At 69.7% G+C, this 18,879-nt stretch carries 22 protein-coding genes; 9 read left to right on the top strand and 13 right to left on the bottom strand.

Features of this window, described 5'->3' with window-relative positions; translation table 11 throughout:
• Window positions 1–2: 2 nt before the first annotated feature.
• The 6 genes from PV646_RS06400 to PV646_RS06375 all read right to left on the bottom strand — a co-directional run bounded on the left by PV646_RS06400 (window position 3) and on the right by PV646_RS06375 (window position 4,690).
• Complete coding sequence (locus PV646_RS06400; RefSeq protein ID WP_500340554.1) at window positions 3–368, bottom strand: hypothetical protein; 366 nt, start codon at window positions 366–368, stop codon at window positions 3–5.
• Between the two features lie 97 nt (window positions 369–465).
• Window positions 466–1,050: a DUF3558 domain-containing protein gene (locus PV646_RS06395; RefSeq protein ID WP_500340553.1), complete on the bottom strand. Its 585-nt coding sequence runs from the start codon at window positions 1,048–1,050 to the stop codon at window positions 466–468.
• Between the two features lie 6 nt (window positions 1,051–1,056).
• On the bottom strand, window positions 1,057–1,623 hold the full coding sequence (locus PV646_RS06390; RefSeq protein ID WP_500340551.1) for a GNAT family N-acetyltransferase: 567 nt from the start codon (window positions 1,621–1,623) through the stop codon (window positions 1,057–1,059).
• A 112-nt stretch (window positions 1,624–1,735) separates the two neighbouring features.
• On the bottom strand, window positions 1,736–2,533 hold the full coding sequence (locus PV646_RS06385) for an HAD family hydrolase (protein WP_500340550.1): 798 nt from the start codon (window positions 2,531–2,533) through the stop codon (window positions 1,736–1,738).
• Entirely contained in the window at window positions 2,512–2,898 is a 387-nt protein-coding gene (locus PV646_RS06380; protein WP_500340549.1) for a DUF1707 SHOCT-like domain-containing protein, read from the bottom strand. Before PV646_RS06380 ends, PV646_RS06385 begins: the two co-directional genes overlap by 22 nt.
• A gap of 31 nt (window positions 2,899–2,929) precedes the next feature.
• On the bottom strand, window positions 2,930–4,690 hold the full coding sequence (locus PV646_RS06375) for an acetyl/propionyl/methylcrotonyl-CoA carboxylase subunit alpha (protein WP_500342286.1): 1,761 nt from the start codon (window positions 4,688–4,690) through the stop codon (window positions 2,930–2,932).
• Between the two features lie 164 nt (window positions 4,691–4,854).
• Between PV646_RS06375 and PV646_RS06370 the strand changes: the two genes are divergently transcribed.
• The gene (locus PV646_RS06370; RefSeq protein WP_500340548.1) at window positions 4,855–5,481 is read left to right on the top strand and encodes a hypothetical protein; all 627 of its coding nucleotides are present in this window, start codon (window positions 4,855–4,857) and stop codon (window positions 5,479–5,481) included.
• On the opposite strand, the gene PV646_RS06365 is transcribed toward PV646_RS06370, so the two are convergent.
• The 3 genes from PV646_RS06365 to PV646_RS06355 all read right to left on the bottom strand — a co-directional run bounded on the left by PV646_RS06365 (window position 5,478) and on the right by PV646_RS06355 (window position 8,918).
• Window positions 5,478–6,764: a dicarboxylate/amino acid:cation symporter gene (locus tag PV646_RS06365; protein WP_500340547.1), complete on the bottom strand. Its 1,287-nt coding sequence runs from the start codon at window positions 6,762–6,764 to the stop codon at window positions 5,478–5,480. The two genes, PV646_RS06370 and PV646_RS06365, sit on opposite strands and share 4 nt — an antisense overlap.
• Window positions 6,765–6,949: 185 nt before the next feature.
• A complete protein-coding gene (locus PV646_RS06360; RefSeq protein ID WP_500340546.1) occupies window positions 6,950–7,549 on the bottom strand; it encodes a Maf family protein in 600 nt (199 codons plus the stop codon).
• Window positions 7,509–8,918: an MFS transporter gene (locus tag PV646_RS06355; protein ID WP_500340545.1), complete on the bottom strand. Its 1,410-nt coding sequence runs from the start codon at window positions 8,916–8,918 to the stop codon at window positions 7,509–7,511. The genes PV646_RS06360 and PV646_RS06355 overlap by 41 nt, the downstream gene beginning before the upstream one ends.
• Window positions 8,919–8,995: 77 nt before the next feature.
• Between PV646_RS06355 and PV646_RS06350 the strand changes: the two genes are divergently transcribed.
• Entirely contained in the window at window positions 8,996–9,382 is a 387-nt protein-coding gene (locus tag PV646_RS06350) for a hypothetical protein (RefSeq protein WP_500340543.1), read from the top strand.
• On the opposite strand, the gene PV646_RS06345 is transcribed toward PV646_RS06350, so the two are convergent.
• On the bottom strand, window positions 9,379–9,603 hold the full coding sequence (locus tag PV646_RS06345) for an acyl-CoA carboxylase subunit epsilon (protein ID WP_500340542.1): 225 nt from the start codon (window positions 9,601–9,603) through the stop codon (window positions 9,379–9,381). The genes PV646_RS06350 and PV646_RS06345 overlap by 4 nt on opposite strands.
• On the bottom strand, window positions 9,600–11,246 hold the full coding sequence (locus PV646_RS06340) for an acyl-CoA carboxylase subunit beta (RefSeq protein ID WP_500340541.1): 1,647 nt from the start codon (window positions 11,244–11,246) through the stop codon (window positions 9,600–9,602). The genes PV646_RS06345 and PV646_RS06340 overlap by 4 nt, the downstream gene beginning before the upstream one ends.
• 117 nt (window positions 11,247–11,363) lie before the next feature.
• Here PV646_RS06340 and PV646_RS06335 point away from each other — a divergent pair, with 117 nt between their 5' ends.
• From PV646_RS06335 to PV646_RS06325, 3 genes are read left to right on the top strand one after another with little or no spacing between them, the layout of a single operon-like run.
• Window positions 11,364–12,167, top strand: a complete 804-nt coding sequence (locus PV646_RS06335) for a biotin--[acetyl-CoA-carboxylase] ligase (RefSeq protein ID WP_500340540.1) — start codon at window positions 11,364–11,366, stop codon at window positions 12,165–12,167.
• 13 nt (window positions 12,168–12,180) lie between these two features.
• Window positions 12,181–12,705 carry a PH domain-containing protein gene (locus PV646_RS06330; protein WP_500340539.1) on the top strand — a complete coding sequence of 175 codons (525 nt, stop codon included), beginning with the start codon at window positions 12,181–12,183 and terminating at the stop codon, window positions 12,703–12,705.
• Window positions 12,692–13,621, top strand: a complete 930-nt coding sequence (locus PV646_RS06325) for a hydroxymethylglutaryl-CoA lyase (protein ID WP_500340538.1) — start codon at window positions 12,692–12,694, stop codon at window positions 13,619–13,621. The genes PV646_RS06330 and PV646_RS06325 overlap by 14 nt, the downstream gene beginning before the upstream one ends.
• A gap of 316 nt (window positions 13,622–13,937) precedes the next feature.
• Here the strand turns inward: PV646_RS06325 and PV646_RS06320 are convergent, their stop codons facing one another.
• A complete protein-coding gene (locus PV646_RS06320) occupies window positions 13,938–14,378 on the bottom strand; it encodes a MaoC family dehydratase (protein WP_500340537.1) in 441 nt (146 codons plus the stop codon).
• 95 nt (window positions 14,379–14,473) lie between these two features.
• Here PV646_RS06320 and PV646_RS06315 point away from each other — a divergent pair, with 95 nt between their 5' ends.
• Genes PV646_RS06315 through PV646_RS06300 form a run of 4 tightly spaced genes read left to right on the top strand, consistent with a single transcriptional unit; the run spans window position 14,474 to window position 18,102 of the window.
• Window positions 14,474–14,959, top strand: coding sequence for a YbaB/EbfC family nucleoid-associated protein (locus tag PV646_RS06315; RefSeq protein WP_500340535.1), 486 nt, complete (start codon window positions 14,474–14,476; stop codon window positions 14,957–14,959).
• On the top strand, window positions 14,956–15,270 hold the full coding sequence (locus tag PV646_RS06310) for a hypothetical protein (protein WP_452253629.1): 315 nt from the start codon (window positions 14,956–14,958) through the stop codon (window positions 15,268–15,270). The genes PV646_RS06315 and PV646_RS06310 overlap by 4 nt, the downstream gene beginning before the upstream one ends.
• Window position 15,271: 1 nt before the next feature.
• Complete coding sequence (locus PV646_RS06305) at window positions 15,272–17,851, top strand: TNT domain-containing protein (protein ID WP_500340534.1); 2,580 nt, start codon at window positions 15,272–15,274, stop codon at window positions 17,849–17,851.
• A complete protein-coding gene (locus PV646_RS06300) occupies window positions 17,848–18,102 on the top strand; it encodes a hypothetical protein (protein WP_500340533.1) in 255 nt (84 codons plus the stop codon). Before PV646_RS06305 ends, PV646_RS06300 begins: the two co-directional genes overlap by 4 nt.
• On the opposite strand, the gene hisN is transcribed toward PV646_RS06300, so the two are convergent.
• The gene (hisN, locus tag PV646_RS06295) at window positions 18,083–18,862 is read right to left on the bottom strand and encodes a histidinol-phosphatase (protein WP_500340532.1); all 780 of its coding nucleotides are present in this window, start codon (window positions 18,860–18,862) and stop codon (window positions 18,083–18,085) included. The two genes, PV646_RS06300 and hisN, sit on opposite strands and share 20 nt — an antisense overlap.
• Between the last annotated feature and the right edge of the window lie 17 nt (window positions 18,863–18,879).

The following is an 18,879-nucleotide window of genomic DNA, read 5'->3' as shown; positions in this document are numbered from 1 at the left end:
GGTCAGCACCCGCTCTTGTTCATCATGCCGGTGTTGTCGCCCTCGACCACGTTGTACTGGCGCTCGATCTGGTTGAGGTTGTCCATCGCGGTCTTGAGCTGGCGCTGGTAGTTCAGCAGCGCCTGCAACGCCGAGTCACCGTCCGCGATCGAACGGTCGTTGAACTTCTCGGCTGCCTCCGCGCTGACCGGGTCGCCGGCCCACGGGCGCACGCGGAACTCCGTGACCGCCATCTCGATCTGCTTGTCCAGCTTGATCAGGGCGGCGGAGAACGTGTTGCGCAACGCGGGGATCGCCTCCGGCTCCACGTTCAACTGGTGCTGGCCGGGTGGCGAGGTGTCTGCCCCGCTGCGTCCCCCTGGCGGCATCGTGAAACCTCCGGCGGTTGTGCCTACAAGCGCTTCGTCACTCTAACCACCGAAGGTAACGCTGTGGAGTGCGAACAGTGACATCCGCCCGTGTGGGTCAGCGCTTCTGGAGCAAACTGGCCATCGCGGCCTCTGCCACACGCTGGGCACCGAGGCAAAGATGATCTTGTTGCACCGCAGTGGAATTGCCGCCGTCGCGGAACATCACGTCGAGGAACTGGCCGTCCGCGACGTCCACCTCCACGTTGCAGACGTTGCTCACGTCAGGTGTGCGGACAGTGATCGCCGCAAATCCCTCGATCGAGCTCACCGTGTACTCCACCTGGGCGTTCTCGGAGAGCCAGACGTCCGCCCCGGAGACGAGCACGAGCGCGATCCGAGCCACGTTCCCGCTCGTCGTGCTGCGGATCGTGCAGGCCCGCGCGCTGCCGAAGCTCGGCTCGACGTACGCGCTGGGCGGGTTGTCGAGGCTCAGCGACCTGCGCTGCTCCTCGGTCAGCACCGCGCACGGGTCAACCGCGTCGAGCGGTACGGCGCGCGGCCGATGCGGGAAGTCGAGCTGGGTGGGCGTCGTCGTGACCTGGGGCGGCGGAGGCGGTGGGGTGGTCAGAGCGCTCTGCTTGGGCGCCGCCGTGCACCCGGCCAGCGCCATCGCGAGGATCAGGAGCCCCGTGGTCCGCATGGCCGGTCACCGTAGCTGCTCGGGGAAGGGGTCCGAGGCCAGCCGTGACCACAGCAACTGGTCTTCGCGCTGATCATCGACGATCGCCTCCTCGCGAAGTCGACCCTCCAGGGTGAATCCGCACTTCTCCGCGACGCGCTGTGACGCCTGGTTCGAGACCGCGTGCCGGTAGGTGACCCGGTGGATCTCCATCGCGCCGTAGACCCAGCCGAGCACGGAGTTCAGCGCGGCGGGCAGCACGCCCTTGCCGCGGTGGGCGGGCTGGCTCCAGCACATCACCTCGGCCGACCTGAGGTGGTGGTCGACGTCGTGGATGACGATCCCGGCCATCACCTCGGCGGTGACGGCCTCGCAGACCGCCCACGACCAGCGGTAGTCCTTCTCCCAGCCGTCGGTGAGCAGCAGGACGAGCGTCTCCGCGGACGGGGCGTCCTCCCCGGTCAGCCGGGGCATGTACCGCCGGGTCTCCGCGTCGGCGAAGGTCGCGGCCAGCGCCGGCACGTCGTCGATGCGGTCGTCGCTGCGGAAGGCGCGCAGGTAGTACTCGCCCGCGTTGATCTCAACTGGCTCCACGGACGGAGGCTAGCGGCGTGGCCTGGAACGTCGCCGGGCGGATTCGCGGTCGGACGGCCGCGAGGCGCCCTGCTGAGCGTGAATCACCCAGCCGACGTTCCGGGCCACGCCGCTAGCTGTCGCCGGTGAACCCGTCGTGCTCCTCCGCCAGTTCGTCGAGCTCGTGGCGGTGGGCGGACGCGGGGAGGCCGTCCGGCGCGGTGGTCAGCTCGACCACCCAGTCCACGTCCTCGGCGTCGTCCTCGCCCGCCAGCATGTCCCGGTGCACCGCGCACGGACCCCAGCCGGCCTCCAGCAGCTCCGCCGCCAGCTCCTCGGCCTCGTCGCGGTCCGGCAGGATCAGCAGGACGGTCGGCGGGATCAGCTCCCGCACCGCCAGCGCCGTCCGCAACGCCGCCGTGTCCGGCACGTGCACGCCGTCCAGCCCCGCCGCGCTCGCCGCGTCCGCGTTCTCCGCGACGTCGTCGCAGAAGACCCCGGTCTCGTACCCGAGCTCGTCGAGCACCCGCCGGTAGATCGCGGGATCGGGCTTCGCGAGACCGAGCCGGGCGGAGCTGAAGACCGCGTCGAACTCGCCGTCGAGGCCGAGCAGTTCCAGGTCCGCTTCGAGCCGGGTCGTCGCGTTGGACAGCAGCGCCACGAAGCACTGCCGTCGCGCCAGCCGGACCAACGCCAGGGCCTCGGTCATCACGGAACCGAGCACGGCCCACGCGTCGACCTCGGCGCGCGGGATCCGCAGCGCGATCTCGGCACGCCACTGTTCGTCGGTGATCTGCCCGGTGACGGCGCGGAGCAGCAGCGAGGGCTCGAAGGCGACCTCGGCGATCCGCGGCGGAGTCGGTGGGTACGACCGCAGCACTCCGTCGAGGTCCAGCAGCAGCAAGGGTTTCAGCGTCGGCGTCCGTTCCACGTGCCCCACAGGATCGCCACGGCGGGCACCAGCAGGAAGATCAGCGGGTTCTTCACCAGCGCGAAGAACAGGATCACCGTCGCGATGCCCACCACGGGGATGAGCGCGCCCTCCCAGCGGCGCGCGGGCGGCCGGGCGGGCTCGTTGAACATCGGCACGGGCGCCACGAACTGGGGCCGCGGGTCCGGCAGGTCGTAGAACAACGCCATCAGCTCACCGCGGGTCTTCGCGGTGGTGATCTTCGCGGACCGGTCGCCGTACTCGGTGATGTCGATGCGGCCCGCGCTCATGTGCTCGCCGAGCACCTGCAACGCCTGCTGTCGCTCGGTGTCACCGATGCGGATGTCCCTCGACGGGTCGCTCACGAACTCAATCGTAGGTGAGCGACCCGGGGGATCAGTCCTTCAGCTCGCAGATCACAGTGCCCTGGGTGATCGGGTCGCCGGGAGCGGCCGCGAGACCCGTCACCGTGCCGGCCTTGTGCGCCGTCACCGGGTTCTCCATCTTCATGGCCTCCAGCACCACGATCAGCTCGCCCGCCTCGACGGTCTGCCCGTCCTCGACGGCCACCTTCACGATCGTGCCCTGCATCGGCGCCGCCACCGCGTCACCCGACACGGCCGCGCCGCCACCACCCCCGCGCTTGGCCTTCGGCTTCTTGGCCGCTGCGGCAGGCCGTCCGCCACCGATCGCGAGATCACCCGGCAGCGAGACCTCCAGGCGGCGCCCACCGACCTCGACCACCACGGTCTGGCGCGCGGTCTCCTCCTCGGCGGCCTCGCCGGAACCCGCGAACGGCGCGATCTGGTTGTCGAACTCCGTCTCGATCCACCGCGTGTGCACGGTGAAGCCCTCGGGCTTCTCGGCCGTGAACGCCGCGTCCCGCACGATCACCCGGTGGAACGGCAGCACCGTCGCCATGCCCTCGACGACCATCTCGTCAAGCGCCCGGCGGGCCCGGCCCAGGGCCTCCTCGCGGTTCTCACCGGTGACGATCAGCTTGGCCAGCAACGAGTCGAACTGGCCGCCGATCACCGAGCCGCTCTCGACACCGGCGTCCACGCGCACGCCGGGACCGGACGGCGCGACGAACGTCGTCACCGTGCCTGGCGCGGGCAGGAAGCCGCGGCCGGCGTCCTCGCCGTTGATCCGGAACTCGATCGAGTGCGCGCGCGGCGCCGGGTCCTCGGTGAAGCGCAGCTTCTCGCCCGAGGCGATGCGGAACTGCTCGCGCACCAGGTCGAGGCCCGTGGTCTCCTCCGACACCGGGTGTTCGACCTGCAGGCGCGTGTTGACCTCCAGGAACGAGATCGACCCGTCGAGGCCGACGAGGTACTCGACGGTGCCGGCGCCGTGGTACCCCGCCTCGAGGCAGATCGCCTTCGCGGACGAGTGGATCGTGGCGCGCTGCTCGTCGGTGAGGAACGGCGCGGGCGCTTCCTCCACCAGCTTCTGGTGGCGGCGCTGCAACGAGCAGTCACGCGTGCCGACGACGATCACGTTGCCGTGGGTGTCGGCGAGGACCTGGGCCTCGACGTGGCGCGGCTTGTCCAGGTAGCGCTCGACGAAGCACTCGCCGCGGCCGAACGCCGAGACGGCCTCGCGGACCGCGGAGTCGAACAGCTCGGGGATCTCCTCGAGGGTGCGCGCGACCTTCAGGCCACGGCCGCCACCGCCGAACGCCGCCTTGATCGCGACCGGCAGGCCGTGCTCGGAGGCGAACGCGATGATCTCGTCCGGCCCGTTGACCGGGTCCTTGGTGCCGGGCACCAGCGGCGCGCCCGCGCGCATCGCGATGTGCCGCGCCGTCACCTTGTCGCCGAGGTCGCGGATCGCCTGCGGGGTCGGGCCGATCCACACCAGACCGGCGTCGATCACCGCCTGTGCGAACTCCGCGTTCTCGGACAGGAAGCCGTAACCGGGGTGCACGGAGTCGGCGCCGGACTGCGCGGCGGCCGCCAGCACCTTCTCGAAGGACAGGTAGCTCTCACCGGGGGTGTTGCCGCCCAGCGCGAATGCCTCGTCGGCGAGCCGCACGAACGGCGCGTCGCGGTCGGGATCGGCGTAGACGGCGACGCTCGTCAGTCCGGCGTCACGGCAGGCTCGGATGACCCGGACGGCGATCTCACCGCGGTTCGCGATGAGCACCTTGCGCAGCGACACGGCGTCGTACCTCCTGCTGGACCGGTTAATTACGGCTCTGGCTGGTGCCGCAGTCTACGGAGATTGATGAACTCCGAGAGGGAGAGACGGCTCACTTCACATCCATCGTGAGGCCATCGAGCACAATCTGCGATGTGGCTGGAACGAGGTCCGTGCAGGTGACTGCCGTCATCGCCGCCGTGGTCGTCATCGCGGGGGTGGTGTTCGCCTATTTCCAGAGGCCGAACAGCATCGATTCAGGTCAGTCCGGAACCGACACCGGAATGCGCTGCGGTACGACCGTCTGCCAGGTCGTCATCGGCAAATCGGTCGGCAGGGACCTCGTGGAACTGCTCTCCGGAACCGGCGGCGGGCGGATCAGGGTGACCGGTGAGTCGGGCCCGTTCATCTTCGAGATGACCATCGCCGAGTCCGGTGCGACGGTGACCGACAAGTCGCTGCAGTGCGCCGACGCGACCGTCAGCGTGTGCCTGGTGCACGGCACGCGCGGCACCGACCTGCTCGGTGAGGTGCTGATCCGCAAGGACGGCACGTGGTCGCGCGCCCAGGCCTACCTGTCGACCGGCGGGTTCCTCGGGCTGCACGACGTCAACGAGGACGGCACCGCGGAGGTCGTCGCCGTCCAGCTCGCGTGCGACGGTCAGTGCAACAACGCGTTCGTGCAGGTGTTCTCGGTGTTCGGGCCGGACCTCGGCTGTACGACACCGGCGCCGGCACGCGACCAGCTCCCAGGCTGGCCCGCACCGGCGCCGAAGTTGTCCCAGCTCCGTCCCTGCGCCGCTTAGGCGTTGATCAGGTCCTTCTCGGACGGAGCGGCGGGCTCCTCGATCAGGTTCTCGCTGCGGGCGACCAGCACCGGCACGGTGATCTGGCCGGCCACGTTGGTCGCGGTGCGCATCATGTCGAGGATCGGGTCGATCGCGTAGACCACGGCCACACCGGTCGCGATCACGGCCGGCGGCAGGCCGATGACGCTCAGGGTCAGCGTGAGCATCGTGTACCAGCCGGTGGTGCCCGCCGTGGCGAGCGCGCCGAACACGGCGACGAGCACGATGCCGACGTACTGCCACACCGAGAGCTGGATGCCGAAGAGGTTCGCGATGAAGATCGTCGCGACGGCCGGGTAGACCGCGGCGCAGCCGTCCATCTTGGTCGTGGTGCCCAGCGGCACGGCGAAGTTCGCGTACTCGTTCGGCACGCCGAGGTCGGTGGCGGCCTTGCGGGACAACGGAAGCGTGGCGCCCGACGAACGGGACACGAACGCGAACTGCAGTGCCGTGCCCGCCTTGCGGAAGAACTCGACCGGCGAGGTCTTGCCGACGAACTTCAGCAGCACCGGGTAGACGACGAACAGCACGAGCGCGGTGCCGAGGTACACGGCGAGGATCAACGAGAACAGCGGCTTCACGAACGAGTTGCCGTAGGACGCCACCGCGTTGCCGATCAGGCCGAAGATGCCGATCGGGGCGAGCAGGATGATCCAGCCGACGACCTTCTGGACGATCTCGAAGAACGAGCGGACCAGGTTCGTGAACGGCGCGGCCTTGTCACCGAGCGCGTAGGCGGCGAAACCGACCAGCACCGCGATGAACACGACCTGCAGCACGTCGCCCTCGGTGAACGCGCTGAAGATGTTGGTGGGCACCAGGTTGTCGAGCAGCGCCTGCCACGAACCGGACGCGCGCTTGGCGAGCTTGTCGACGGCCCCGGCGGCCGGTTCGATCTGCAACCCGTTGCCGGGTTTGAGGATCGTGGCGACCGCGATGCCGATCAGCACGGCGATGAACGACGTGATGGCGAACCACAGGAACGTCTTGCCGCCGAGGCGTGCGGCGGTGCGACCCCCGCCGAGGTTTCGCAGCGACGCGATGCCGACGACGATCGCCGTGAACACCAGCGGGATGACGGTCAGCTGCAGCAGCGCGGTGAAGGTGGAGCCGATCTTGGCGAGGACCGGCGCGAGCCACGTGCCCTTGCCGAGCCAGCCGGCCAGCGCGCCGAGAACGAGCGCGCCGAGAACGGTGAATCCGAAGACCTTGGGCTTGCGATATGTCTGGACGAACGACACGGGAACATCTCCTGGGCAGGGATGAGCTGAGTGAGGGGTGGCGGAGGCGTTAGCTCCGACAACCCGTGCTCGTCCTGCGTGCCAGGTCGATGTGCCTGCGACGCGTCAAGTATTCGTTCACCGCTAGCCCCCAACGCCGGCGTCAGGGGCAAGTCTTCCTCGATCGGGTGAACTGTGACCAGGGTCTACCAGAGAGTGGACACGGAAACACCCAGCCGGCCGAGCAGCCTTCGGGTGAGGGGCAGGCTGATGCCGATCACCGACGTGTGGTCGCCCTCGATGCCGTCGATGAACCAGCCACCGAGCCCGTCGATCGTGAAGCCGCCGGCGACGTGCAGCGGTTCGCCCGTCGCGATGTACGCCTCCAGTTCCTCGTCCGACGGCGTGCCGAACCGCACGGTGGTCGACTCGGCACCCGAGGCGCGGTCGACGACAGCACCGCCGGAGACCCGCAGCACCGTGTGCCCGGTGATCAGCACGCCGCTCTTGCCCGCCACCCGCTGCCACCGCTCCCGCGCGACCTCGGGCGTGCCGGGCTTGCCCACGAGTTCACCCTCGAACAGCAGCATCGAGTCGCAGCCGACGACCACGCACTCGTCGTCGTGTTCGATCGCCTCGGCCTTCGCTGCGGACAGCGCGACGACGGTCTCCTCGGGCGTCGGGTCCTCGAGCGACGCGATCAGCGCGTCCTCGTCGACACCGGAGACCCGGACGACGGGTTCGACGCCCGCGGACCGCAGGACGCTAAGACGGGCGGGTGACTGGGAGGCCAGGATCAGACGCACGGGCCGAGTCTGTCACGCTCGGCGCGGCGACCTGCCGAAAGGCGAACGCGGCGGCGATGCCGATCACCAGCACCGCGAGGAGCAGGTAGAACGCCGCCCGCACGGCCGCGGTGAAGTCGCCCGTGGCCGCCAGCACGACCTGGAGCACGGCCGCCGTCGCGGCGCTGCCCAGCACGTTCCCGAACTGCCGCGAGGTGTTGTAGATCCCGGACCCGGCGCCGAGCAGCGATCGGTCGAGGGTGCGCGTGGAGATGTTCGTCAGCGGCGAGAACACGAGCCCCATGCCGATGCCCAGCGCGACCATCGACGGCAGCAGCACCCACTGCGACCCGTCGCCGAGCAGGAACGTCATCGCGACGATGCCCGCCGCCATCAGCGCGAACCCGGTGATCGGCAGGTACTTGGCGTCCGCCCGGTTCGACAACCGGCCCGCGAACACCGCCACGACACCGGACATCAGCGACGCGGGCGCCGTGACCAGGCCCGTCATCAGCGGCGACAGCTTCGGCACGGTCTGCAGGAACAGCGCCAGCGGCACGAACACGCCGGTCACCGTGATGCCGATGGCGATGTTCGCGACGTTGCCGAGCGAGAAGTTGCGGTTGCGGAAGATCCGCAGCGGCATCAGCGGCTCGGGGTTGCGCGCGGACGCCTGCCAGAACACGAACGCCACGAGGAACAGCACCCCGGCCGCGATGATCTCGGCGATGGTGATCGGCCCCGCGACCCGGCCCCACCGGTAGTGCTCGCCGTTCTGGATCCCGAACACCGCGAGCCCCAGCCCGAGGCAGCACAGCACGACCCCGAGCACGTCGAACCTCGGCGCCCGGTCCGGCCGCAGGTCAGGCACCCACAGGAACAGCAGCACCAGCGCCAGCACGCCGATCGGGAGGTTCACGAAGAAGATCCACTCCCAGCCCAGGTGCGTCACCAGCACCCCGCCGAGCAACGGCCCGGAGACCGTCGCGAGCCCGGCCACCGACCCCCACATGCCCAGGGCCGCACCGCGCTTGGCCGCCGGGAACAGGTGCGTGATGAACGCCATCGTCTGCGGGGTCATGGCCGCGGCGCCCAGGCCCTGGAAGACGCGGGCGGCGATCAGCGCGTCGGAACTGGTGGCGAGCCCGCAGGCCAGCGACGCCACGAGGAAGAGCACGAGCCCGATGCCGTAGAGCCGCTTCGGCCCGTACCGGTCACCCAGCCGCCCGGTCAGCAGCAACGGCACCGCGAACGCGAGCAGGTAGGCGCTGACCACCCAGATGACGTCGTTCAGGGAGGCGTTCAGATCGGTGATCATCGACGGCAGCGCGACGTTGACGATGGTCGTGTCCAGCAGCGTCATGAAGAAGCCGATGCACAGCGCGTACACAGTCCGCCAGTTCGCACGGTCCGATTGAGTAGTACTGCTGATGCGCGATCACCTCTTCGGTAGGCACTCTCGGAAGAGTGAAGCGCTGGGTGCTTGTCCTCACCGAACGCGGCTCCGATCGCGAAGGCAAGCGCAGACGGATCGCGGCACTGCTCGTCGTGCTCGGCGGGCTCATCGGATCACTCGGCGTTGGAAGTGTGCTCGCGAGTGACCCGATCGGCTATGGAGTGCCCATTTGGCCGTTCGCCGACACCGCCGATCGCGCGGAGAACGCGTTGCTCTCGTCGGTCGTGCCCGCCGTGCGCTCGGGCTCGCCGCTCAACCACGCGGGCGTCGAGGTGCTGCGCAGGACCTCGGCGTACGGCAGCGCGTTCTGGACGCTGAAGATGCAGGTCGACGGCGAGACCCGCTGTCGCGAGGTCGCCGTCGGCCCGAACGTCGCCAGTCGTCGAGTGGACTGTTAACCGGGGAACCCGGAGGCGCGCCAAGCGCCCGGTCCGTGCTGCACCGCGCGCCTCACGCGACGGGTGGGGTTCGCCCACTCCGAACGCTGCTTCGGCTCGTCCTCGGCGGGCGCGGCGGACGCCAGCCCGGCGATGACGGCCGTCAGCGCAGCCAGTTGGTGGTCGTCGGGCGCGCCCTTGACGACCTTGAGCAGCGGCGTGCTCTCCTCCGGCGCGGTCACAGCGGGATGTTCCCGTGCTTCTTGGGCGGCAGCGTCTCGCGCTTGTCCCGCAGCATCGACAACGCCCGTGCCACGTAACCGCGGGTGTACGCCGGCGGGATCACCGAGTCGACGTACCCGCGCTCGGCGGCCACGTACGGGTTGCACAGCGTGTCCTCGTACTCCTGCTGCAGCTTCGCGCGCAGGGCGTCGACGTCCTCGCCGTTCTGGCCGGCGGCGGCGAGCGTCTTGCGGTGCACGATGTTCGCCGCGCCCGACGCGCCCATGACGGCGATCTGCGCGGTCGGCCACGCGAGGTTGATGTCGGCGCCGAGGTGCTTGGAGCCCATGACGTCGTACGCGCCGCCGTACGCCTTGCGCGTGATGACGGTGACGAGCGGAACGGTGGCCTCGGCGTAGGCGTAGATCAGCTTGGCGCCGCGGCGGATGATGCCGTTCCACTCCTGGTCGGTGCCGGGCAGGAAGCCGGGCACGTCGACGAACGTCAGCACCGGGATGTTGAACGCGTCGCAGGTGCGCACGAACCGTGCGGCCTTCTCGGAGGCGTTGATGTCGAGGCAGCCGGCGAACTGCGTGGGCTGGTTCGCGACGACACCGACGCTGTGGCCGTCCACGCGGCCGAAGCCCACGAGGATGTTGGGCGCGAACAGCGGCTGCACCTCCAGGAAGTCGCCGTCGTCGAGCACGCGGTTGATGACCTCGTGCATGTCGTACGGCTGGTTCGCGGAGTCCGGGATGAGCGTGTCGAGCTCGCGGTCCTCGTCCGTGATCGAGTCGGAGATCGACCCCTCGGCGAGCGTGCCCTCGAACGTGGGCGAGTCGCTCAGGTTGTTCGACGGCAGGTAGCTCAGGAGCTCCTTGACGTACGCGATCGCGTCTTCCTCGTCGCTGCCGAGGTAGTGCGCGTTGCCGGACTTGGTGTTGTGCGTGCGACCGCCGCCCAGCTCCTCCATCGTCACGTCCTCGCCGGTGACGGTCTTGATGACGTCCGGGCCGGTGATGAACATGTGCGAGGTCTGGTCGACCATCACCACGAAGTCGGTGAGCGCGGGGGAGTAGACGTGCCCGCCCGCGTTCGAGCCCATGATCAGCGAGATCTGCGGGATCACGCCGGAGGCCTTGACGTTGCGGGAGAAGATCTCGCCGTAGAGGCCGAGCGAGACGACACCCTCCTGGATGCGCGCGCCGCCGCCCTCGTTGATGCCGACGATCGGCCGGCCGGTCTTGATGGCCAGGTCCATGATCTTGACGATCTTCTCGCCGTAGACCTCGCCGAGCGACCCGCCGAAGACCGTGACGTCCTGGGAGAACACGCACACCGGACGGCCGTCGACGGTGCCGTAGCCCGTCACGACGCCGTCGCCGTACGGGCGGTTCTTCTCCTGGCCGAAGTTCGTCGACCGGTGCCGGGCGAGCTCGTCCAGTTCGACGAACGACCCCGGGTCGAGCAGGAGGTCGATGCGCTCGCGGGCTGTCTTCTTGCCCTTCGCATGCTGCTTTTCGACCGCGCGTTCCGAGCCGGCGTGAACCGCCTCGTCGTTGCGCCGGTAGAGGTCAACGAGCTTGCCCGCGGTGGTGTGGACGTCCGGGGCGCCTGAGGCGCCGGTGGGGACGTGCCCGATCGGCTCGGTCGCACTGCTCATGGGCTGGCAGCCTAACGAGACCATTGCTGAACTGCCCCGTGCAGTTGTCCAGGTCACGGCAACCTGTTCGTCGTGTTCGATCGCACGTACTCTCTTCCGTTCCAATAGCCTGGCGCGATGACCACCGCACTCGACGCCGAAGAGCTGCGCTCACGGCTCGTCGCACCCAACGGCCCGTACGCCGCTCTCGACGTCGTCGAGACCACCGCGTCCACCAATGCGGACCTCGCCGCCTCTGGTGCCGCCGACCGCACCGTGCTGATCGCGCTGGAGCAGAGCGCGGGCCAGGGCCGTCGCGGCCGCAGTTGGTCGTCCCCCGAAGGTGGCCTCTACGTCAGCGTGCTGTTCCGCCCGGCCGGTGTGCCCGCCGCGCGGTTGCCGTGGCTGAACCTGATCGCCGGGCTCGCGCTCGTGCGCGTCGCCGAGTCGGTGGGGGTCGAGGCGACGCTGAAGTGGCCGAACGACCTGCTGCTCGGTGCCGGGCCGGGCAAGGGCGCCGGCATCCTGTCCGAGATCACCGCCGACGGCTCCGTCGTCGTCGGCATCGGCCTGAACGTGGCGAAGCTGCCGTCCGACGTGGAGCCCGCACCCGGTGGTCTCCCGCCGACGTCGCTGGAGGACCTGGGCGCCACCGAACTGGATCGCGGCGAGCTCGCGTTCCGGCTCCTGGTCGAGCTGGCCGGGCTGGAAGGCGTGTGGCGCAAGAACGAGGGCGACGCCGTCGAGTCCGGTGTGCTGGAGGAGTACGAGGAGCACTCGTCGACCGTCGGCCAGAACGTGCGCGTCGAACTTTCGGGTGGTGTTCAGCTGGTCGGGGTGGCGCAGCGCATCGAAGCCGACGGCACGCTGGTGGTGCGCGGCACCGACGGGGTGGACCACGGCGTGTCCGCTGGTGACGTGGTGCATTTGCGCCCGGCGTAGTTAGGGTTGCTCCATGGCCTATCCCGACGACCTGCTGAGCTCCGGCGAGCACGTCGTGATCCACAAGCACCCCCACTGGAAGATGCTGATCTTCCCGGTGTTCTGGCTGCTGGTGGTGGTCGCGCTCGGCACCTACCTCGCCGGGCTCGTCGGTGACCAGTCGTGGGGTTCGATCGCGTGGATCGCCCTGGCCGTGATCGGCGTGGTGCTGGTCCTGTGGCTGACGATCGCGCCGGTCGTGCGCTGGCGGACGACGCACTTCATCATCACGTCGGACCGCGTGATGTACCGCGAGGGAGTGTTCAAGCGCACAGGCCTCGACATCCCTTTGGCTCGTGTGAACAGCGTCCGCTTCGAGCACAGTTTCCTCGACCGCCTGCTCGGCTGCGGCACCCTGATCATCGAGTCGGCCTCGGACGAGCCGCTCGAGTTCGACGACATCCCGTCCGTGGAGAAGGTGCACACGATGTTGTACCGAGAGGTCAACGACAACCCCGACGACGACTTCCACCCCGGAGCACTCGATGGGCGCGCGTGAGGTCGGACTGCCCGACGTCGTCCCCGGCGGGTCGTTGCCGTCGCGGGTGACGATCTGGGAGGTCGGGGCCCGGGACGGGCTGCAGAACGAGTCCGTCGTCGTGCCCGTGGCGGTGAAGCTGGAGTTCCTGGATCGGCTGGCTTCGGCTGGGCTGTCCGTTTTGGAGGCCACGTCGTTCGTGCACCCCAAGTGGGTGCCGCAGTTGGCCGACGCCGCCGAGTTGCTGGCTGGGCTTCGGGCCCGGGACGGCGTGGTTTATCCCGTGCTGGTGCCGAACGAGCGTGGGCTGGATCGGGCGTTGGAGGCCGGGGTCTCGCACATCGCGATCTTCGCTTCGGCCACGGAGACCTTTGCCTCCCGGAACCTGAACCGGACGTTGGATTCCCAGTTCGAGATGTTCGAGCCGACCGTTTCTCGTGCGCTGGCAGCGGGGTTGGACGTGCGCGGGTACGTGTCGATGTGCTTCGGCGATCCTTGGGAGGGGGCTGTCGCCCGGGCCCAGGTGGTCGCCGTTGGGGAGCGGTTGCTGGAGATGGGGTGTTCTCAGTTGTCTTTGGGGGACACCATCGGGGTTGCCACTCCTGGGCAGGTCGAGGCTTTGCTCGGCGGGTTTGAGGATGTTTCGCGGTTGGCTGTGCACTTCCACGACACCTATGGGCAGGCGTTGTCCAACACGTTGGCCGCTTTGCGTTGTGGGGTCACGACTGTGGACTCGTCGGCCGGCGGGCTGGGTGGGTGTCCCTATGCCGAGTCGGCCACTGGGAATCTCGCTACCGAGGATCTGGTGTGGATGTTGGACGGGCTTGGGGTCGAGACCGGGGTTGATCTCGACAAGTTGGTCGAGACCTCGGTGTGGATGGCTGAGCAACTGGGGCGGCCCAGTCCTTCCCGTGTTGTGCGGGCGTTGGGTAAGTAGGCCTTCCTGGGGCTCCGCCCCAGACCCCGCCAATCTGATCCAAAGCCGGGGCCTGCGCCGTGCGCGGGTAGATGGCACGCCTGTTGCTTTGGGCGGAGGCGCGTTGCGTTGGTGGTTGCGGTGGTGGGGTGGCTTCGTCACGAGTCGAGCCAAGAGCGGGCCACATGCCTGAAGGGGTGTCAAACCGCCGAAAAGCGTGGCGGTTTGACACCCCTTCAGGCATGCAGCAAGAGCTATGGCACGACTCGTGACGAAGCCACCCCACCCGGACCTTTTGGTAAGGGCGGCTCGCCTGCGGCATCGCGTTCGGGTGGGGCTAGGCGTTGCGTGCTGTGAACATGCCCGTTGCCACGAATCGGAACACCAGTTGGTCGTCCCGGCTCGCTGTGCCCTCGAACTCCACCAGGCCCAGTTCTGGGCGCTTCTTCGACAGTCGTGCGCTGAGCACCTTTGCCGCGAACGTCAGGGTGTCGCCTGGGTAGACCGGGGCCAGCCACGAGAGTTCCCGGCCTCCCGGTGAGCCCTGGGAGGTGGAGTCCGCGAGGACCTCGTCCACCCAGCGGCGCATCCAGAGTGATGCGGTGTACCAGCCCGAGGCGGACAAACCGCCGAAAATCGAGTTCTTGCCCGCTTGCTCGTCCAGGTGGAACGGTTGCGGGTCGAACTTCTTCGCGAAGTCCAGCATGTCCTCCCTGTCGACGGTGAGCTCGCCGAGCGGGATGATGCGGCCTGCGGGCAGATCCTCGAAGGCGATCATCCGTTGATCCTAGTAACTGAATCCGCTGGGAACCGATCTATGGGCGACGGCGTCCTAGAGCCCGAGCCCAGGGCTATGCGTGTGAGGGGGACTCGGTGGACGACCACCGTGCGCAGGTCGAGGAGATGCTCGCCGACTATCGGCGCAGCCGCGAGCAGCTTGCTTCGGTCCAGCGTGAGCTTGCCGCTGTGTCCGGGCAGGCCGCCAGTCCTGACGGGACGGTCTCGGCGACCGTGGGGGCCGGGGGTGCGCTGGTGGGACTCGAGCTTTCCGAGATGGCCTATCGCAGGCATCGGCCCGAGCAGTTGGCCGAGTTGATCGTGCGGACTGTGGCGGCTGCTGCTGCCAGTGCTGCCGAGGACACCTATCAGACGTTGAGCGCTGTGTTGCCGTCTGCGACGGATCCCGCGGCCTTGGTCGCCGGGACCGCTGATCTGCGGCCCGACGAGTACGCGGTCGACGACACCGAGACCGTGGACCTGGGGCACCGGCCCGTTGGGCTCCGCGTGGACGACGACGAGGACAACGAGCAGCGGGAGAGTTGGCTCGACTCCGAGCTCATCGACAGGAGGGTCCGATGACCGGGTACTCGGCTGACCTCGAGCGGCTCGACGCCGGGGCGCGCGAGCTCAAGGGGTTTGCGGGGCAGGCGGGCGAGATCGCGGGGACGCTCGATCGGGCGCTCGCCTCGTTCGGTGCGTGCTGGGGAGACGACGCTGTCGGGCGGAGTTTCGCCGCCTCGCACGAGAAGCCCTCCGGTGACGCCACCGGTGCTGTGCTGGGGCTTGCCTCCACGTTGGGGGACGTGAGCGACAAGCTCGCCGCCACGGCTTCCACGTACCGGCACGTCGAAGAGAGCAACTCGTCCGCGATGAGAAGGTTGGACGGCTGACATGGGCATCGAGCTTCCCGCCGAACTCACCGCCATCGCGGCCAAGGCCGGTGTCTCGTGGCCCAAGGCCGACGAGGACGCCATGCGGTCCAGCGCCACCGCGTGGCGCGAGGCGGGCGACAAGATCAAGAGCCTCGGCACCACGTCCGACGGTGCTGCCAACCGTGCGCTGGGCGGCATGTCCGGCGGTACCGGTGACGCCGCGCGCGGGCGGTGGGCCAAGGTCGTGGCCCCGGACGGCGACTTCCACCGCGCCGCCCGCGGGTGCCACGCCGCCGCCGACCGCCTCGACCACGCTGCCACGCAGGTCGGTGCCGCGAAGGTCCAGATCGTTCGCGAACTGGTCTCGCTGGCCAAGAACAACGATGCCGCCGCGGCCTCGGCCAACGCCGGCAACCCCGCCGCGTTGCTCGGCCTCGACACGCTCACCAAGGGTGCCGCGGCCAACGTCGCGAACCTCCAGAGCACGCTGACCTCGGCCATCCGGCTCGACAGCGGCATCGACATGAGCCAGGGCACGAACCCCGTCAACACCGCTCCCGGTGCCCACGGGCCCGGCAACGGCAGCGGCGGTCTGTTGTCGCCGATCACGGACATCGTCGGTGGCGTGGTGGCGCCGGTGGCGGGCGTGGTCGCCCCCGTCGTCGAGCCCGTCGCCGCCGTGGTCGCCCCGGTGACCGAGGCCGTGGCGCCCGTCGTCGGGGCTGTGACCGCTCCGGTCGCCCCGGTCGTGGGCGCTGTGACCGCACCCGTTGCACCTGTCGTCGGTGCTGTGGCCGACGTTGCGGCACCTGTTCTCGACGCCGCTGCTCCCGTCACCGCGCCCGCTGCCGCTGTCGTGCAGCCGGTGGTGGACGCGGTGCCCGGTGGCCGTGACACCGTCGGGCCCGTGTTCGACGGGCGGGGCGATGGTGACGGTCCGGGACATGGTCATGGTGACGGACGTGGTGAAGGTTCCGGGCGTGGTGAGGGCAAGGGGCCGGTGCCCGGTCTCGTGGCCAACCCCGTCCACGCCGTCGGGCCGGTCGTCGCGCCCGTCGCGCAGCCGGTGGCCGACGTGATCCCGAGCGTCGCGGGCACCCTCGGGCCCATCGCCGACGGCACGACCCAGGCGTCCGGCGCCGCGGTGCTCGACCAGCCGTTGATCCGTGGCGGCGAGGTTCCCGGTCAGGGGCCCTCCGCGCCTCAGACCGCGGCGCCCGCCGCTCCGGCCGCCCAGCCCGCTCCCGCGGGTCCGGCGATGGGCAGTCCGATGGGCGCTGCCGCTCCGGCGGCCGGACCGATCGGTGGTGTCGCTGCCGGTGGTGTTCCGGCGGCCGCTTCCCAGGTCGGTGGCGTCGTGGGACACCAGCAGAGCGGTGCGCAGGCTCCCGGCCAGCAGGGTCAGGCAGCGCAGCAGGCCGCCAAGGCCGTGGACGCGAAGGCGGCTGAGGCGCGGGTCGGTGAGGTCAAGTCCGGTGAGGTCAAGCCGGGCGACGCCAAGCCGGGTGCGCAGGCCGCCGCGGCCAAGACCGGTGTTCCCGGCGCACTGCCGGCCGCGAGCCAGCCGGCCCAGCCGACCCAGTTCGGTGGCCAGGCCGGTGTTCAGCCGACCCAGGCGCAGGGGCCGGGTCAGGCGGCGTCCGGCACGCAGACCGCCGCGCACGGCCAGAGTCCGCAGGCCCAGGTGACGGCGAAGGAAGCACTGGCGAAGGACCAGGCGGCCAAGGACGCTCAGGCGCAGGCCTGGGAGTTCGGCGAGCCCGATCCCGACACGGCCGGTGCGCAGAAGGTCGGGGACACGATCGCCACCCCGGCCGCGCCGGGTGCCGACGTTGATCTCGGTGACATCACCACGTCAGGCCCGCTGGCCACTGTCGACACCGGCGGCCAGCCGGCGTCGCACGCGCTCAGCGACCGCCTCGAGAGCCGGGAGGACCAGGCCCTCGCCGGCGAGATCATCGGCCACACCTACACGGCGGCCGCGGCGGGCAGTTGGTTCATGGCCATCTTCCTGAGCGCGGGCAGGGCGCCGCGGCTCGCCCCGAAGCCGGCTCGTCAGCTCCCACCGCCTCCACAGGTGGAGGAGCAGGCCGTTCCCCGGTTCGGCCCGGACGACCACCCGCAGCGGATCGACACGTCCTCCGCCCAGCCGTCCCCGCAGCACGACGGCCTCGGCAAGGATCACCCGATCGTGCAGGCGCTGCTCGAAGGCCACGACCCGCTCGCGGGCATGCACGAACGCGACTGGGAAAGCCTGTTCCAGCACGAGGACGGCACTCCGCGCTGGCCGGCCGAACGCGAGGGCGGCTACGAGGACAGCCGGCCCGAGATCGTGAAGGCGGGCACCGAACTCGACCGGTTCGGCACCCCGGAAGGCCGCGTCCTGAGCGCCGCGGGCACCCCGTTCTCCCAGCGTTCGCTGCCTCCCCAGGCCGCGGACGAGGGCTACCGGCGTTATCGCGTCGAGAAGGACCTGCCCGTGCACCGCACGATCAGCGCGCCCTGGTTCGGCCAGCCCGGCGGCGGCAGCCGGTACCGCGCCACCTACCCCGTCGCGGACCTCGTCGCGCTCGGCTACCTCACGGAGATCACCGCATGAACGTCGAACAGCTGCCCGAGTGGCTGACCAGGATCGGCGTGGCCGACGACGTCGTCAGCCTCGGTGAGGAGGCCGACCAGCGCTGGTGCGTGCTCAGTGACGAGACCGGGCACGAGGTGTTCTGGCAGGAGCAGGGCAACCGCTACGACTGGGCCCGGTTCGACGACGAGAGCGTGGCGTGCCACTACCTCTTCGGCCGGCTGGCCTGGGCCCAGGTCGCGCGCGGAAGTCTTACCGTGCCAACAGCTTGAGCGCGGCCTCGTGCAGGTGGCCGTTCGACGTCAGCACACTGCCGCCGTCGTAGCGCTCCTCGCCGTCCAGCGAGGTGAAACGGCCACCCGCCTCGGTCACCAGGACCTGGAACGGGGCGATGTCCCACGGGTTCGCCACGCACTCGGGCGCCAGGTCGATGGCGCCCTCGGCGACCAGGCAGTGCTGGTAGAAGTCGCCGAACGCACGGCTCTCCCAGGTCGCGTCCACCAAGCGCAGGTACGCCTCGCGAGAGTGGTACGTGACCCACGACTTGATGTCCGTCGTCGACACGTAGGCGTCCTCCAGAGAACGCACGCCGGACACGGAGATCGCACGCTCTCCGGAGGCGTCCGACGCGAACGCACCGCCACCGGAAGCAGCCCACCAGCGGCGGCTCAGCGCTGGTGAGGACACGACGCCGACGATCGGCACGCCGTCCTCGACGAGGGCGATCAGCGTCGCCCAGATCGGCACGCCGCGCAGGAAGTTCTTCGTGCCGTCGATCGGGTCGAGGACCCAGACGCGGGACGCGTCGAGCGTGCCGCCGCGCTCTTCGCCCATGACGACGTCGTCGGGACGTTCGGCGGCCAGCACGGCACGGACCGCGTCCTCCACCGCGATGTCGGCGTCGGTGACCGGCGTGCGGTCCGGCTTGCGCTCCACGGCGAGGTCGTGAGCGCGGAATCGGGTCGCGGTGATCGCGTCGGCGGCGTCGGCGAGGCGGAGGGCGAGTTCGAGATCAGCATCGTGGCGTGACACGCGGCGATCGTTCCACG

This window comes from Streptomyces sp. ID05-26A, from assembly GCF_033794685.1.
Lineage (GTDB): Bacteria > Actinomycetota > Actinomycetes > Mycobacteriales > Pseudonocardiaceae > Lentzea.
This window is presented reverse-complemented; position numbering and strand designations above follow the sequence as displayed.